This window comes from Pseudomonas crudilactis (genome assembly GCF_013433315.1).
Lineage (GTDB): Bacteria > Pseudomonadota > Gammaproteobacteria > Pseudomonadales > Pseudomonadaceae > Aquipseudomonas > Aquipseudomonas crudilactis.
The window spans coordinates 74,921-90,047 of record NZ_WXVV01000011.1; the positions used below are offsets into that span (position 1 = coordinate 74,921).

A 15,127-nucleotide genomic window follows, 5' to 3' on the forward strand; every position below is an offset into this window, starting at 1 on the left:
TGAGTCGTAGCGCGGGCATCTGGCGGCGGCTAAAGCGGTATCAGGAGGATTCAGTCCATTGACGGACGTAAAGCGCGTATGAACCCAGGACGGGTTCGCCGTATTCAGCGTCCGTTGTGGCTCATCACCGGCGCGTGTTGCCTGATGTTCGTTCAACCATCCGGGGCCGGCGATCTGCCGCCTCCTCCCAGCGGCATGGAGGCCGTCAGTGATGCACAGTTGTTTCTGGAACTGGTGGTCAACCAGATGAACACCGGACGCGTGGTGGCGGTGCAGCAGCGCGACGGGCGCTTGTTTTTGCCAGCGACGGCGTTGCGCGAAACCGGCATGAAGTTGCCCGACAGCCTAGGCGCCGAGGTCGATCTCGACAGCCTGTCGGGGCTGCACAGTGATTACGACAGTGTCGGTCAGCGCCTGCTGCTGGACGTGCCGCCGGACTGGTTGCCGGAACAGTTCATCGGCAATCGCCAGGCTTACCCGCGCACCCCGGCACTGAGCAGTTTCGGCGCGCTGTTCAACTATGACCTGTACCTCAACGACACTGACGATGCCGGCACTTATCTGGCGGCGTGGAACGAAGTGCGGCTGTTCGACAGTTGGGGCACGCTGTCCAACACCGGGCAATACCGGCAAACCTTGTCCGGTGATTCGCTCAACACGCTGGATAACGGCTATCTGCGCTACGACACCACGTGGCGATATTCCGATGACGAACGAATGCTCACCTACGAGGCCGGTGACGTGATCAGCGGTGCGTTGCCGTGGAGCAGTTCGGTGCGTCTGGGCGGCGTGCAGTTTTCCCGGGACTTTGCGGTACGCCCGGATCTGGTGACCTATCCATTGCCGCAATTTGCCGGTGAAGCGGCAGTGCCGTCGTCGGTGGATCTGTTCATCAATGGCTACAAATCCAGCAGCGCAGACTTGCAGCCCGGACCGTACACGCTGACCAATATTCCGTTCATCAACGGTGCGGGCGAAGCCGTCGTAGTGACCACTGATGCGCTCGGTCGGCAGGTCTCGACCACGGTGCCGTTCTATGTCACCAGTACTTTGCTGCAAAAAGGCTTGAGCGATTTCTCCTTGGCCGCCGGTACGTTGCGCCGCGACTACGGTTTGAAGGATTTCAACTACGGGCCGGGTGTCACCTCCGGCAGCCTGCGCTATGGCGTCAGCGACAGCTTTACGCTGGAAAGCCATGCCGAAGCGGCCGACGCGCTGACACTGGGCGGCCTCGGCGGCAATTGGCAGCTTGGCAACTTTGGTGTGCTCAACAGTGCGTTGAGCCAAAGCCGTTTTGACGGCGAGGGCGGTCATCAGGTCAGCCTGGGTTATCAGTACAGCAACCAGCGTTTCAGCTTTTCCTATCAGCGGCTGCAACGTCATGATCAATACGCCGACCTGAGCGTGGTCGACAGCCCGTACATCAGTCTTAGCCGGCGCAGCGAGCAGGCGACACTGAGCCTTAACCTTGAGCGCTGGGGCAGCCTCGGTGCCGGATATTTCGATGTGCGCGCGGCGGACGACTCGCGCACGCGGCTGCTCAACCTCAGCTGGAGCAAACCGTTATGGCGCAACAGCAGCTTCTACTTGTCGGCCAACCGCGAGATCGGCGACAGCAACTGGGCGGTGCAGGCGCAACTGGTGATTCCGTTCGATCTGCGCGGCAGTCTGGCGATCAGCAGCGATCGCAGTAAAACCGGGCAGAGCCAGCAGCGGGTCAACTACAGTCGTGCGGTGCCAACCGAGGGTGGCGTTGGCTTCAACCTGGGCTACGCCAAGGGTGACGGCGCTGATTATCGTCAGGCCGACGTCACCTGGCGTCTGCAATCCGTCCAGTTGCAGGCCGGTGTCTACGGCACTTCCGACGCCGAAACGCGTTGGGCCGATGCCAGTGGTTCGCTGGTGTGGATGGACCGTCAGGTGTTTGCTGCCAACCGCATCGACGACGCGTTTGTGGTGGTCAGCACCGATGGTTTTGCCGACATTCCGGTGCGCTACGAAAACCAGCAGGTCGGTCAGACCGACAAGAATGGTCATCTGCTGGTGCCGTGGAGCAGCGCCTATTACCGCGGCAAGTATGAAATCGATCCACTGAATCTGCCGGCCAACGTGCGCAGTCCCAACGTCGAACAGCGCATTGCCGTGCGCCGAGGCAGCGGTTATCTGCTGGAGTTTCCGCTGAGCCGGGTGATCGCCGCGAGCATCGTGCTGGTCGACCCGCAGCAGCGCGAGTTGCCGCTGGGCGCGGGTGTTTTGCACGAGCAGAGCGGCACGCGGACGGTGGTCGGTTGGGACGGGCTGGTTTATCTGGAAAACCTGCAGGCGCAGAACTCGCTGCAAGTGACGCTGGCCGACGGCAAGACCTGTCAGGCGCAGTTCAGTGTCGATCTGAATCAGGATCAGGTGCCGTTGATTGGCCCGTTGGTGTGCCAATGATGTTCCGGCGATGGCTGTTATGTCTGGCACTGCTTATACCCGGGGCGGTGCAGGCCGCGTGCTCGGTGGTCAGCACCACGCCGGCGGCGTTCGGCATGCTCAGTTCGATTGCCGTGCGCACGACGTCGCAACCCAGTTCCACACTGAATGCGGGTTTGAGCTGCACCGGCTCTTTGTTGTCCCTGCTGACCAGCAACGACCACTTCTGGGGCACCGTTTCTTCGACTCAAAGTGGTCTGGTCGGGCCGACCGGCGATGTCATCAATTACACGATCTACGCCAACAACAGCACCAGTTACCCATTGACCCGCGGCACCGCCTATGACTTTGCGCGCAACGGCATCATCGACGCCTTGGGCCTGCTCAATGGTACGACGCCGAAAACCGTGCCGCTGTATCTCGGTACAACCATTGGCAGCAACGTCGCCGCCGGGGTGTACACCGAGACCCTGAGTATTTTCTGGAACTGGAATTACTGTTCCGGGATCGGCATCGGTGCCATCTGCCTCGGTCGCGATATTGCCAACGGCACGACGTCGTTGACGGTGAATCTGACGGTGTCCAACGACTGCACGATTACGGCGCCGAACATTGCCTTTGGCAGCGCGCCGGTGGTCAGCGCGTTCACCCCAGTGACCGGACAGACGATCAATCTGGCCTGCACCAAGGGCAGCGCTTATACCGTGGGGTTGAGCGACGGGCAGAACGCAGTGAGTGTCGGCGGCCGGCGCCGGATGATTTCCGGAAGCAATTATCTGGCCTACGATATTTTCAAAAGTGCCGGCACCACGCGCTGGGGCAGTGTCGGCACGGCTCGGCGGGCGAGTACCGACGCCGAGGTCAATCCGGGGAACGGCTTGGGCACGGGCAGCCAGATCTTCAACTACAACGCGAAGATCTACACCGACCAGACCACGCCGCCGGCGGGCACTTATCTGGACAATGTGGTGCTCGACGTAGGTTTCTGAGCCTGAAGCTGATCCCTTGTGGGAGCGAGCCTGCTCGCGAATGCGGTGTGTCATTCAGCAACGATGCGACTGATCTGGCGCCTTCGCGAGCAGGCTCGCTCCCACAGGGGGGAGGTGGTGAATTTCAGAATTGCAGTGATTGCTTGAGCTGTTGCGCTGCTGGCGTATCAACCGGGCTGACCATTGCATAGTTGTAGCCACCGCCCGACCAGTATTCGGCCTGCAAGTCGCCATCACTGCGGCTGCCCCGGGGCAAAAAGGTGTTCTTAGGCCCAGGCGGGCGTACGTAGAAGCTCACCTTATGCCCGCTGCCATCTTCATACATGACCATCGCCGCCGGGCCTTCGTCAGTGCTGAGCAGGCGTCCGCTGACCGGTTCAAACCCGGCCGCCTTCAGATCAGGCAAGCGACTGGCCTGGGTGAAGTAGCGGTCGAGCCAGCGTTGCATGTCGCCGTCATTGGCGACCTTGTAATCGGCCGGCAGCATGCCTTGCTGGGCGATCAAGCGATAGGCCTGCAAAGCGTCGGTCATCGGCAACATGGTCGAGCGCACGAGGGTCATTTCGCGAGCCTGCCAGCCACTGAAGCCACCGATGCTCACCGCGATCAGCAACACCGCCGCGCTGGCCAGATGACGCCGTGACTGACGTTGTCGGCGTTGGCGAAGCAGGGCCGGGTCAAGCGCTGGATTGGCCGGTTGCTGCAACGCACCGCTGAGTGCTGCGCGCAGTTGCTGGGCATCCTGTTGCCAGGCGCGAACCTGCGCCGCTTCATCCGGGTGACTGGCCAGCCAGGTGTCCAGCACACGCCGGTCGGCGTCGCTGAGCTGGTGGTCGACATACGCGTGCAGGTCACGTTCGTTGGGAGGCAGGCTGATCATTTGAGTATCCGCAAAGAGGGGCTGCTGATTTCACCGTCGCTCAATTGGCGCAAGGCCTGGCGGGCACGGGACAGGCGCGACATCACGGTGCCGATCGGGGCGCCGAGAATCTCGGCGACCTCTTTATAGGAAAGGCCTTCCACCGAAACCATCAGCAGCAGGGCGCGCTGTTCGGTGGGCAGGCGATCGAAGGCTTGCAGGGTCGACTGGGCGATGACGGTGCGCTCGACCGAGGGCTCGGCGTCGTCGCGACCGGTGAAGAATTCGAGCATGCGCGCATAGCGTCGGGAGCGACGATGGGCGTCGAGAAACTGCCGATACAGGATCGCAAACAGCCAGGCACGCAAGTCGCCGTCAGCGCGTTTATCGCCCCAACTCGACAGCGCCCGCTCCAGGCTGGCCTGTACCAGATCGTCAGCGCTGCTGCTATTGCGTGTCAGTGACACGGCAAAGCGGCGCAATCTGGGAATGATTTCTCTCAACTGTTCGTCGAATTCGCTCATGAAACTCTGCTAGTCACTACGCTGTGGACTAGGGAGACGTCCGTCGTTGGAGGTTATTCCACGTTCGGAAAAATAAATACCGAGGCGGGGAATAAATCCGCGCGGGGTGCGTCTTGCTGATTCTTCCTACTCGTGGCCGATGGCCCTGGAGTCGTTCATGGTTGATCGTTCATCACCCGATACTGCACCGCCCGGCAGGCCAAAGCGTCCACCTCTGAGTGCAGCGAGCCTGGTGCTGCGTCTGGGCGGCATTGCTGTGGTAGTCGCTGCCGTGGCCGGGGCGTTTGCCTACGTGCACGGCAACTTTGACCCACAACGCCTGACGCCAAAAGCACTGGTCGATGTGCTGGAGAAGAACAACGGCGTGCACCCTGGCTTCCGTCGTAATCACGCCAAAGGCGTCTGCGTGATCGGCCATTTCGAAAGCAGTGGCGAGGCGCGGGTGTTTTCCACTGCGCAGGTGTTCAACGAGCCGCAGACCCCGGTGGTCGGTCGATTCGCGCTGCCGGCGGGCAATCCGTATGCACCGGACAGCAGCGTGCCGATCCGCAGTCTGGCGCTGCGTTTCACTCAGGCCAATGGGCAGCAGTGGCGCACCGGGATGAACAGCATGCCGGTGTTCCCGGTCGGCACCCCTGAAGCGTTTTATCAATTGCAGCAGGCGCAATCGCCAGATCCGGCCACGGGTAAACCTGATCCGGCGAAGGTTCCAGCGTTCTTCGCCTCGCACCCGGAAACCGTGCCGTTTTTGACTTGGGTGAAGACGGCCAAACCGTCGGCCAGTTACGCCACCGAAACCTATAACAGCGTCAACGCGTTCTATCTGGTCGACGCCAGCGGTAAAAAACAGGCCGTGCGCTGGAGCATGACGCCGTTGGCGCGCGATGCTGCGGGCGCCAGTGCACCTGAGGGCGGCGATTTTCTCGAGAAGGATCTGGTGCAACGGTTGGCGTCCGCGCCGCTGCGCTTTCAGTTGAACATCACCCTGGCCAATCCTGATGACCCGGTGAATGACGCCAGCAAGTCTTGGCCTGAGGGGCGCAAAGTGTTGAATGCGGGCACGCTGGTGCTGGAAAAAACCCAGCCGCAACTGAGCGGCGAGTGCCGTGATATCAACTACGACCCGCTGGTGCTGCCGGCCGGGATTCAGGGCTCCGACGACCCGTTGCTCGCGGCCCGTTCCGCCGGTTACGCCAATTCCTATCTGCGCCGCACCAGCGAAGTCAGCCAGTTGCCCGCCGCCAAACAGGAGGCTCGTCCATGAGAACTCAACCGACGCATTTCGCCCTGTTGGCGCGCCTGCTGCACTGGCTGATGGCGCTGATGATCATCGCCATGCTGTTTATCGGCGCCGGCATGGTCACCTCGGTTTCCGAGCGGTATGAATGGCTGATCCATCTGCACAAACCGCTGGGTATCGCGATTCTGGCGCTGGTGATTGTGCGTTTGCTGGTGCGGCTGACCACGCGCCAGCCACCGTTGCCAGCGGATCTGCCGGGTTGGCAAGTGCTGGCGGCCAAGGCTTCGCATTTGTTGCTGTACGCGTTGATGCTGGTGTTGCCGTTGCTCGGTTGGGCGATGATCAGCGCTTCGGGTGAGCCGGTCATGCTCAGCACAACGTTGCAGTTGCCATCGATTGTTCCGGCGGACGCGCAGCTGTTTGCGCTGCTGCGCAAGGCGCATGGCTATCTGGCCTATCTGCTGTTCCTGACGGTGCTGTTGCATCTGGCAGCGGCGCTGTTTCATGGCTGGATCCGCCGCGACGAGGTGCTCGACAGCATGTTGCGCGGTCGCGATCGCGGTTAACTCGCTTGAGTGGCGCATCGTGCCGGTGCGCCGCTTTTCAGGGTCAGCCACCAGTAGGCCAGCGCCACTGCGTTGATGCCCGCGCCGAGCAGGCACACGCCGATCCAGCCAGCCCACGCATACATGGCGGTCGAACTGATTGAGCCCAGCGCGCTGCCGATCGAGTAGAACAGCATGTAACCGGCAGTGAGGCGGCTTTGCGCTGCCGGACGCACGCTGTAAATCATGCTCTGACTGGTGACGTGTACGGCTTGCAGACCCAAATCGAGGGTGATCACACCAAGCAGTAATGCCCACAACGACGATTGGGTGAGGGCGATTGGCAGCCAGGAGGCAAGCATCAACAACAGCGAAAGTCCGCTGACCCATTGGCCAAGGCCGCGATCCGCCAGATGCCCGGCCCGTGCGGCGGCCAGCGCACCCGCTGCGCCGGCCAATCCGAACAGACCGATTTCACTGTGCGACAACGACAGTGGCGGGGCGGCCAGCGGCAGCACCATCGGCGTCCACAGCACCATCGCGCTGGCGAAGGTCAGCAGGGCGAGGATCGCGCGTTGGCGCAGCACCGGTTCTTCTTTGAACAGGCTGAACACCGAGGCGATCAGTGCGATGTAGCTAGTCGCGGGCTGCGGGGATTCATGCTTGGGCAGAACGCGAAACAGTAGCAATGCCATCAACAGTGTCAGCCCGGCTGACAGAAAGTAGATTGCACGCCACCCAGCCAGATCGGCCATACCCCCGGCAACCGTGCGTGCCAGCAAGATGCCGACGACGATGCCGCTGGTGACTACACCGACCACGCGCCCGCGCTGCGTCGGGACAGCAAGCGTTGCGGCGTAGGCCACCAGCACCTGCGTGACCACGGCGAGCAGCCCGGTCAATGTCATGCCGAGCAGCAGCCAGACACTGCTGGGCGCCAGCGCGATCATCAACAAGGCCACTGCCGACAGCAGTGTCTGGGTGACGATCAATTTGCGCCGGTTGAGCAGATCGCCGAGTGGCACCAGTAACACCAGACCGATGCCGTAGCCGATTTGCGTCAGGGTGATCACCACCCCGATGGTTACCGGCGACATCGCAAACGCTTCAGCCATCGCGTCCAGCAGCGGCTGGGCGTAGTACACGTTACCCACGGCCAGCCCACAGGCCACAGAGAAAAGCAAAACGACGCTGCTTTTGAGAGGTTTCATATCCCGCATCCCTTTAGGTTTCAAAATAAAACCTAGATCACGGTATTGATTAGGGTTTTATTTTGCAACCTGTTTGCGCGAAAGTACGAATGGCAGAAAGCAAAAGATCGCAGACACGCTGCGATCTTTTGAGGGACGGAGGAGGGGATCAGCGCAAGGTATCAACCATGTCGGCGATGGTCGTCAGCACGTCTTTACCCAACTGTTTTGAGCGCTTGCCCGACCAGCCGGTTTCTTTGTCGGGATGGTCGTCGTGATCCTTGAACGGCATTTCCAGCGTCAGCGACAGGCAGTCGAATTTCTGGCCGACGCTGTTGCACGCCAGGGTCATGTTGGCCTGGCCTGGTTCGTCGCGGGTGTAGCCGTACTTGGTCTGGAAGTCTTTGGTGGTGTGTTTCAGGTGATTGCGGAAGTGCTCTTCGAGCTTTTCGATGCGCGGCGTGTAGCCCGGATTGCCTTCGCAACCGGCGGTGAATACGTGGGGGATTGTTTCATCGCCATGGGCGTCCAGGAACAGATCGACGCCGTACTTTTCCATTTGCTGCTGGACGAAGAGCACTTCGGGACTGATCTCCTGGCTGGCGTTCTGCCAGGCCCGGTTCAAATCCTGGCCCATGGCGTTGGTGCGCAAATGGCCATGGAACGCGCCGTCCGGATTCATGTTCGGCACCAGGTACAGATCGGCACTGGTGAGCAGCTTGTTCAGCACCGGGTCATCGTGCCTTTCCAGGCGCTCGATCACGCCTTCCATGAACCATTCGGCCATGTGCTCACCGGGATGTTGCTGAGCGATGATCCAGATTTTGCGTTGGCCTTCGGCTCCCGAGCCTTTGCGCAGCAACTGAATGTCACGACCTTCGACGCTTTTACCGGTCGCCAGTAATTCGGTGCCGGCCTTGCTCAGCGCCTGCTCGATCAGCCAGTCGTGACGGCCACGGCTGTAGGGTTCGAAATAGGCAAACCAGGCGTGGGTCTGGGTGGCTTCGAGGCAGAAACGCAGACAATCGCCTTCGAAAATGGTCGGCACGCGGAACCAGTTGACGTGATCGTAGGACGCTACGGCCTGATAACCGGGCCAGCCTTTGCTGTATGTGGACTGGCTGGCGTTGTTCAGGCGGAACCAGTGTTCCTGGCCGACGTGCAGACCGCTGGCCTTGAAGTGGAACCACTGAAAGTGAGCGCTGCGGGTGTCCGGGCGAATGGCCAGAACCGGATTGAGCGGGTTGCTGATGTCGATGACTTGGATGTTGCCGCTGTCGAAGTTGGCGCTGATGTCGAACGAAGATTTGGCCACGGTCATAATCGATTCCTGAATATGATTTTTATGGCCGTTACTGTACACGCAGGCAGGGCTGAAACCGAGGGGAATTGCGGGGTGTGGCGGGGGGCGTCCTCCATGACGCGCAAGCAGCTTAGAGACTGTGCGATTGATTCTCAAGTGCTAATTGTCATTAGTTTGCCCCAATGTGGCCGGGCTCGGCTTGCCAAGCGATATTCTTTTGATATTATCCGCGCCATCGAATTTGCAACACCTGAAGACTTCATTAGCCTGAAGCTATAAGCCCGAAAAAAGGGCAAAAAAAGACCCGGCAAAAAGCCGGGTCAAAAACCGTGATTAGCCTGATGAGGAGATAGTCCAGAAGACCGACCTAAGGTCTCTGGTCCATCGACTGATCTCGCGACCAGCTGCATGCAATAATAATCATTATCATTTGCAAGTCAAATGTTTTTATCTGCGCGATTGGAAAATACTTTCCGGTCCGTCCGGACTCCCGCTCCTCAGGCCTCATCGCCATCGAGTGAATGGTCGACCATTGCCCGCGCCATATCCACCATGTGCACCACTGAAAAGGCCAGGTCGCGACTCGCGCCTTGCAGGTTTTCGGCTGCCTTGAACGCAGTGGCCGCTGCACAGCGCAACAGATCCGACGCGTGCACCAGCGCTTCCTCGCCACTGAGATGGCGCCTGACATCGAAAAAACGTTCGTCGACCTCGGGTTCTGACACAGCTGGTTTCAAGTAATAGTCGAGTGCTCGCTGGGCCGCCGCATTGCCCTGAGGCGAGCTGAAAGTGGTGTCCATTTGCAGATCGGGCAAGTCTTTGCTGCTGATATTCATGGTGAAGGGCACTCCTTGTTGAGGGGAAATCCGTGAGCCTCAGAATAGTACGTGTTGTAGTCATTACTAAAATTTAAATACTACAATTTGTGTTTTGTAGCCCGCAGGGCGTCCGCTAAGGTGCCGCACATGGATAAATGGATTGAGTTGGTCAAGGCCAAGATGAGTGAACTCAAAATCACTCAAACAGAGCTCGGAGAGCGCGTCGGCATGTCCCAGGGCGGGATCGGCCATTGGCTGAACAAGCGTCGCGAACCCGGCATCACGGAAATGAATCGCGTGCTGCAAGCGCTGGGCATGGATTTTCTGGAAGTGGTGCTGGTGATCCGGGAACCGCAAATAACATCTGACGACGACATGCCGCTGGCGCAGAAGTACAACCCTTACTTCCGTTACCCGGTCAGCGATTGGCAGACGACCTGCGAGGTGCGCGAGAGCGATGCGGCATCCTACGCCAAGGCATCAGGCAAACAGCGTTTCGAACTGACGGATTACCACGCGCGTGGCCCGGCGTTCTGGCTGACGGTGACGGGGGATTCGATGACCGCTCCCAGTGGCCAGAGCATCGCCGAAGGCATGCTGATTCTGGTTGATCCGGCGGCCGAGGCGGTGCCCGGCAAACTGGTGATCGCTCAGTGGCCCGACAGCGCTGAAGCGATTTTTCGCAAACTCGACGAAGAGGGCGGCCAGCGTTACCTGGTGCCGCTCAATCCGACGTGGCCGAAGGCGCTGCTGACCGATGAGTGTCGAATTATCGGTGTTGTGGTTCAGGCAACGGCGCGTTACTAGTCAGATCGATCCTCGCCAGGCGTAGGATCGATCCTCTCGTTCACACTTCTTCCAGTTCAACCAAAGCGCTGCCTTCGCCGACCATTTCACCTTCCTGGCAATACAGTGCTTTGATCACCCCGGCATGCGGCGCGCGGATGCTGTGTTCCATCTTCATCGCTTCCAGCACCACTAGTTGCGCGCCGGCCTCGACCGATTGCCCGGCCTCGACCAGCACACGGACAATGCTGCCGTTCATGGGCGCCGTCAGGCCACCCTGATGACTGTGACTGGCTTCGACCGCACTGATCGGGTCATACGTCTCGATGCGCCGCAACTCACCGTCCCATTGCAGGTACAGAGCATCGCCTTGGCGAATCGCACGCAACGTACGACGGACGCCTTCGTGCTCGATGATTAGCACTTCACCGGACAGTCTGGCGTGGTCAGCGGCGCTCAGCGTCAAGGCTCGGTCCTGCCCCTCGCAAGTCAAATGCAGAGTGATTTCCCGTGGCAGACCCGCACGCAAACCGCTGTTGAGCGACCACGGCGAAGCAGGGTCATCCTGGCGCGCCAACTGGGGCAGGCTCTGCGCCACCGCTTGAGCCGCCGCGTCCCAGAACGCATCGCTCAACGTGCCCGGTGCTGGCAGCAATTGCTCCTGATAACGTGGAATAAACCCGGTATCCAGTTCCGCCGCCGCGAACGCCGGGTGCGCAATGATCCGCCGCAGGAAGTTGATGTTGGTTTTCAAACCGCCAATCGCAAACTCGTCGAGCATGCTCAGCAAACGCAGTCGCGCCTGTTCACGATCCTCTCCCCAGGCAATCAGCTTGCCGAGCATCGGGTCGTAGAACGGCGAAATTTCATCGCCTTCTTCGACCCCGCTATCGACTCGACGCCCGGGCCCTTCAGCGGACTCGCGATACAAATCCAGACGTCCGGTTGCCGGCAGAAAGTCATTTGAAGGATCTTCGGCATACAAGCGCACTTCAATTGCATGGCCGTTGAGCGGCACCTGCTCTTGAGTGATCGGCAGCGTTTCACCACGAGCAACGCGGATCTGCCACGCGACCAGATCGAGACCGGTGATAGCTTCAGTCACCGGATGCTCCACTTGTAAGCGCGTGTTCATCTCCATAAAGAAGAATTCACCGCGCGCATCCAGCAGAAACTCCACCGTACCGGCTCCGACATAGCCGATTGCTTGCGCCGAACGCACAGCCGCTTCGCCCATGGCGCGACGCAGCTCCGGGGACAAGCCCGGTGCCGGCGCCTCTTCGACGACTTTCTGGTGACGGCGCTGAATCGAGCAGTCACGCTCATTGAGGTACAGGCAGTTGCCATGCTGATCGGCGAACACCTGAATTTCCACGTGACGCGGCTTGAGCAGGTATTTCTCCACCAGCATCCGCGAATCGCCGAACGATGACTGCGCTTCACGCTGAGCCGAGGCGAGGGCTTCGGCCAATTGGCTGACGTCCTCGACCACTTTCATGCCTTTGCCACCGCCGCCGGCTGTGGCTTTGAGCAGCACTGGATAACCGATGCGTTCGCAGGCATCGCGGAAGGTGTCGAGATCCTGCGCTTCGCCGTGATAACCCGGCACCAGTGGCACACCGGCGGTTTCCATCAGTGCTTTGGCGGCGGATTTGCTGCCCATGGCATCGATGGCCGAGGCGGGCGGGCCGAGGAAAATCAGCCCGGCCGCTTCTATGGCACGAGCGAACCCGGCGTTTTCCGAGAGAAACCCGTAACCCGGATGAATCGCCTGCGCGCCACTGGCCTTGGCCGCTGCGATCAGCTTGTCGATTTGCAGATAACTGTCGGCGGCTTTGCTGCCGCCCAGGTCCACGCGAATATCCGCTTCCCGGCTGTGCCGCGCCTCACGGTCGGTGGCGCTGTGCACGGCAACCGTGGTCAGGCCCAAGGCTTTGGCGGTGCGCATCACGCGGCAGGCGATTTCGCCACGGTTGGCCACCAGCAGGGTGGTGAGAACAGGTGCGCTCATCAACGCGGCTCCTTGGTGGTGGTTGCGGCTTGCCAGCTCGGCGGACGTTTTTGCAGAAAGGCGCGCAAGCCTTCCTGACCTTCAGGGCTGACGCGGATACGGGCGATGGCATTTTCGGTGTAGCGGCGCAGCGCCGGGGTCAGCGCGCCGTTACCGACTTCACGCAGCAAATCCTTGCTGGCGCGCATGGCGGCGGGGCTGTTGAGCAGCAGGTTGTTGATCCAGTGCTCGACTTGCTGATCAAGTTCAGCGGCCGGATAGCTCTCGGACAACAAACCGATTTCGCGCGCACGTTGCCCGCCGAAACGCTCGGCGGTCAGGGCATATCGACGTGCAGCGCGTTCGCCGATGGCCTGCACCACAAACGGGCTTATTACCGCCGGCGCCAGACCAATGCGTACTTCCGACAGGCAGAATTGCGCGTCATCGGCGCCAATCGCCATGTCACAGCAACTGATCAACCCCAGCGCGCCCCCGAATGCCGCGCCTTGTACCACAGCCACGGTGGGGATCTTCAACTTGGCGAGGTTGTACATCAACTCTGCCAGTTCACGGGCGTCGTCGAGGTTGGTGTGGTAATCGAGTTCGGCCGATTGCTGCATCCACGCCAGATCAGCACCGGCGCTGAAGTGCTTGCCACGGCCGCGCACCAGCAGAAAACGCAGGCTGGCGTCACTGGCCACCTTGTCGAGAGCGAGGATCAGCTCGCGGATCATCTCGGCGTTGAAGGCGTTGTTCTTTTCCGCGCGGTTGAGCCACAGCGTGGCGAAACCCCGTGGGTCGCTCTGCAGTTCGAGGGTGTTGAAATCACTCATGAGATTCTCCCGATCACATCCGGAACACGCCGAAGCGGCTCGGTTCGATTGGCGCGTTCAACGACGCGGACAAGGCCAGGGCCAGCACATCGCGGGTCTGCGCCGGGTCGATGACGCCGTCGTCCCACAGCCGTGCGCTGGAGTAGTAAGGGTGACCCTGCTCTTCGTACTGGTCGAGAATCGGCTGCTTGATCTCGGCTTCCTGCTCGGCACTGAAGCTTTGGCCACTGCGTTCAGCCTGTTCGCGTTTGACCTGCACCAGCACGCCCGCTGCCTGCTCGGCGCCCATCACGCCGATCCGCGCGTTCGGCCACATCCACAGGAAGCGTGGATCGTAAGCGCGTCCGCACATGCCGTAGTTACCGGCGCCGAAGCTGCCGCCGATGATCACGGTGAATTTCGGCACCTTGGCGCACGCCACCGCTGTCACCAGTTTCGCGCCGTGCTTGGCGATGCCGCCGGCTTCGTATTTCTGCCCGACCATGAAGCCGGTGATGTTCTGCAGAAACAGCAGCGGAATGCCGCGCTGGCAGGCCAGTTCGATGAAGTGCGCGCCTTTCTGCGCGGCTTCAGCGAAAAGGATGCCGTTGTTGGCCAGGATCGCGATCGGGTAGCCGTGCAGGTGCGCAAAGCCACAGACCAGCGTAGTGCCGAACAGCGCTTTGAATTCATCGAACACCGAACCGTCGACCAGTCGCGCAATCACTTCGCGCACGTCGAACGGCTGCTTGGCGTCGGCCGAGACAACGCCATACAACTCGTCACTGCTGTACAACGGCGCAATCGGTGTGCGCTGCTGCACTTCACCGAGCTTGCGCCAGTTGAGGTTGGCGACGCTGCGGCGGGCGAGTGCGAGGGCATGTTCGTCGCTCTCGGCGTAATGGTCGGCGACCCCGGAAATCTTGCAGTGCACATCGGCGCCGCCCAGATCCTCGGCGCTGACCACTTCACCGGTCGCGGCTTTTACCAGTGGCGGGCCGGCGAGGAAAATCGTCGCCTGATTGCGCACCATGATCGCTTCGTCAGCCATCGCCGGCACATAGGCGCCGCCAGCAGTGCAAGAACCCATGACCACGGCGATCTGCGGAATGCCCATCGCGCTCATGTTGGCCTGATTGAAGAAAATCCGTCCGAAATGCTCGCGATCCGGGAACACTTCATCCTGACGCGGCAAGTTGGCGCCACCTGAGTCGACCAGATAGATGCACGGCAGACGATTCTGCTGCGCGATGGTCTGCGCGCGCAGGTGTTTTTTCACGGTCAGCGGGTAGTACGAACCGCCCTTAACCGTCGCGTCGTTGGCGACGATCATGCATTCGACGCCTTCAACCCGGCCGATACCGGCGATCACACCAGCGGCCGGAACATCTTCGCCATACACCGCATGGGCGGCCAGTTGGCTGATTTCCAGAAACGGTGAGCCCGGATCGAGCAAACGGTTGATGCGTTCGCGCGGCAGCAATTTGCCGCGCGAGGTGTGACGTTCCTGAGCTTTCGCGCCGCCACCCTGCGCCACTTGGGCGAGCAGGGTGTGCAGGGCGTCGACCTGTTTGAGCATCGCCGCGCTGTTGGCGGCGAACTCCGCTGAGCGGGGATTGAGCTGAGTGTGCAGGGTAGCCATGGCCAGCTCCG

The 15,127-nt window shown here is 60.7% G+C and carries 13 protein-coding genes; 5 read left to right on the top strand and 8 right to left on the bottom strand.

The window, feature by feature from the left end; all coding sequences use genetic code 11:
* Positions 1–78: 78 nt before the first annotated feature.
* Positions 79–2,436 (top strand): fimbria/pilus outer membrane usher protein, encoded by a 2,358-nt coding sequence (locus tag GTU76_RS13980; RefSeq protein WP_180698852.1) that lies wholly within the window; start codon positions 79–81, stop codon positions 2,434–2,436.
* The gene (locus GTU76_RS13985) at positions 2,433–3,404 is read left to right on the top strand and encodes a Csu type fimbrial protein (RefSeq protein WP_180698853.1); all 972 of its coding nucleotides are present in this window, start codon (positions 2,433–2,435) and stop codon (positions 3,402–3,404) included. The genes GTU76_RS13980 and GTU76_RS13985 overlap by 4 nt, the downstream gene beginning before the upstream one ends.
* A gap of 124 nt (positions 3,405–3,528) precedes the next feature.
* On the opposite strand, the gene GTU76_RS13990 is transcribed toward GTU76_RS13985, so the two are convergent.
* Both GTU76_RS13990 and GTU76_RS13995 read right to left on the bottom strand, forming a co-directional pair.
* The gene (locus GTU76_RS13990) at positions 3,529–4,284 is read right to left on the bottom strand and encodes an anti-sigma factor family protein (RefSeq protein ID WP_180698854.1); all 756 of its coding nucleotides are present in this window, start codon (positions 4,282–4,284) and stop codon (positions 3,529–3,531) included.
* Entirely contained in the window at positions 4,281–4,787 is a 507-nt protein-coding gene (locus GTU76_RS13995; protein ID WP_016983921.1) for a sigma-70 family RNA polymerase sigma factor, read from the bottom strand. The genes GTU76_RS13990 and GTU76_RS13995 overlap by 4 nt, the downstream gene beginning before the upstream one ends.
* A gap of 157 nt (positions 4,788–4,944) precedes the next feature.
* Between GTU76_RS13995 and GTU76_RS14000 the strand changes: the two genes are divergently transcribed.
* Together GTU76_RS14000 and GTU76_RS14005 are read left to right on the top strand one after the other, a co-directional pair.
* A complete protein-coding gene (locus GTU76_RS14000; protein WP_180698855.1) occupies positions 4,945–6,051 on the top strand; it encodes a catalase family peroxidase in 1,107 nt (368 codons plus the stop codon).
* On the top strand, positions 6,048–6,593 hold the full coding sequence (locus tag GTU76_RS14005) for a cytochrome b (protein WP_180698856.1): 546 nt from the start codon (positions 6,048–6,050) through the stop codon (positions 6,591–6,593). Before GTU76_RS14000 ends, GTU76_RS14005 begins: the two co-directional genes overlap by 4 nt.
* Here GTU76_RS14005 and GTU76_RS14010 read toward each other — a convergent pair.
* The 3 genes from GTU76_RS14010 to GTU76_RS14020 all read right to left on the bottom strand — a co-directional run bounded on the left by GTU76_RS14010 (position 6,590) and on the right by GTU76_RS14020 (position 9,901).
* On the bottom strand, positions 6,590–7,783 hold the full coding sequence (locus GTU76_RS14010; RefSeq protein ID WP_180698857.1) for an MFS transporter: 1,194 nt from the start codon (positions 7,781–7,783) through the stop codon (positions 6,590–6,592). The two genes, GTU76_RS14005 and GTU76_RS14010, sit on opposite strands and share 4 nt — an antisense overlap.
* Positions 7,784–7,931: 148 nt before the next feature.
* Complete coding sequence (locus tag GTU76_RS14015) at positions 7,932–9,083, bottom strand: M14 family metallopeptidase (protein WP_016983925.1); 1,152 nt, start codon at positions 9,081–9,083, stop codon at positions 7,932–7,934.
* Between the two features lie 479 nt (positions 9,084–9,562).
* Entirely contained in the window at positions 9,563–9,901 is a 339-nt protein-coding gene (locus GTU76_RS14020) for a DUF6124 family protein (RefSeq protein ID WP_016983927.1), read from the bottom strand.
* Positions 9,902–10,030: 129 nt separating this feature from the next.
* Here GTU76_RS14020 and GTU76_RS14025 point away from each other — a divergent pair, with 129 nt between their 5' ends.
* Positions 10,031–10,690 (top strand): LexA family protein, encoded by a 660-nt coding sequence (locus tag GTU76_RS14025; RefSeq protein WP_016983928.1) that lies wholly within the window; start codon positions 10,031–10,033, stop codon positions 10,688–10,690.
* A 40-nt stretch (positions 10,691–10,730) separates the two neighbouring features.
* Here GTU76_RS14025 and GTU76_RS14030 read toward each other — a convergent pair whose 3' ends face one another.
* From GTU76_RS14030 to GTU76_RS14040, 3 genes are read right to left on the bottom strand one after another with little or no spacing between them, the layout of a single operon-like run.
* Complete coding sequence (locus GTU76_RS14030; RefSeq protein ID WP_016983929.1) at positions 10,731–12,680, bottom strand: acetyl/propionyl/methylcrotonyl-CoA carboxylase subunit alpha; 1,950 nt, start codon at positions 12,678–12,680, stop codon at positions 10,731–10,733.
* Positions 12,680–13,495 (bottom strand): gamma-carboxygeranoyl-CoA hydratase, encoded by an 816-nt coding sequence (locus GTU76_RS14035; protein ID WP_123450855.1) that lies wholly within the window; start codon positions 13,493–13,495, stop codon positions 12,680–12,682. The genes GTU76_RS14030 and GTU76_RS14035 overlap by 1 nt, the downstream gene beginning before the upstream one ends.
* A 13-nt stretch (positions 13,496–13,508) precedes the next feature.
* Complete coding sequence (locus GTU76_RS14040; protein WP_180698858.1) at positions 13,509–15,116, bottom strand: carboxyl transferase domain-containing protein; 1,608 nt, start codon at positions 15,114–15,116, stop codon at positions 13,509–13,511.
* Positions 15,117–15,127: the final 11 nt, after the last annotated feature.

Coding starts and splice junctions, on each gene's coding strand:
- GTU76_RS14030 (WP_016983929.1), bottom strand. CDS start 12,680: ATGAGCGCACCTGTTCTCACCACCCTGCTGGTGGCCAACCGTGGCGAA.
- GTU76_RS14025 (WP_016983928.1), top strand. CDS start 10,031: ATGGATAAATGGATTGAGTTGGTCAAGGCCAAGATGAGTGAACTCAAA.
- GTU76_RS14035 (WP_123450855.1), bottom strand. CDS start 13,495: ATGAGTGATTTCAACACCCTCGAACTGCAGAGCGACCCACGGGGTTTC.
- GTU76_RS13995 (WP_016983921.1), bottom strand. CDS start 4,787: ATGAGCGAATTCGACGAACAGTTGAGAGAAATCATTCCCAGATTGCGC.
- GTU76_RS13990 (WP_180698854.1), bottom strand. CDS start 4,284: ATGATCAGCCTGCCTCCCAACGAACGTGACCTGCACGCGTATGTCGAC.
- GTU76_RS14015 (WP_016983925.1), bottom strand. CDS start 9,083: ATGACCGTGGCCAAATCTTCGTTCGACATCAGCGCCAACTTCGACAGC.
- GTU76_RS13985 (WP_180698853.1), top strand. CDS start 2,433: ATGATGTTCCGGCGATGGCTGTTATGTCTGGCACTGCTTATACCCGGG.
- GTU76_RS14020 (WP_016983927.1), bottom strand. CDS start 9,901: ATGAATATCAGCAGCAAAGACTTGCCCGATCTGCAAATGGACACCACT.
- GTU76_RS14040 (WP_180698858.1), bottom strand. CDS start 15,116: ATGGCTACCCTGCACACTCAGCTCAATCCCCGCTCAGCGGAGTTCGCC.
- GTU76_RS14010 (WP_180698857.1), bottom strand. CDS start 7,783: ATGAAACCTCTCAAAAGCAGCGTCGTTTTGCTTTTCTCTGTGGCCTGT.
- GTU76_RS14005 (WP_180698856.1), top strand. CDS start 6,048: ATGAGAACTCAACCGACGCATTTCGCCCTGTTGGCGCGCCTGCTGCAC.
- GTU76_RS13980 (WP_180698852.1), top strand. CDS start 79: ATGAACCCAGGACGGGTTCGCCGTATTCAGCGTCCGTTGTGGCTCATC.
- GTU76_RS14000 (WP_180698855.1), top strand. CDS start 4,945: ATGGTTGATCGTTCATCACCCGATACTGCACCGCCCGGCAGGCCAAAG.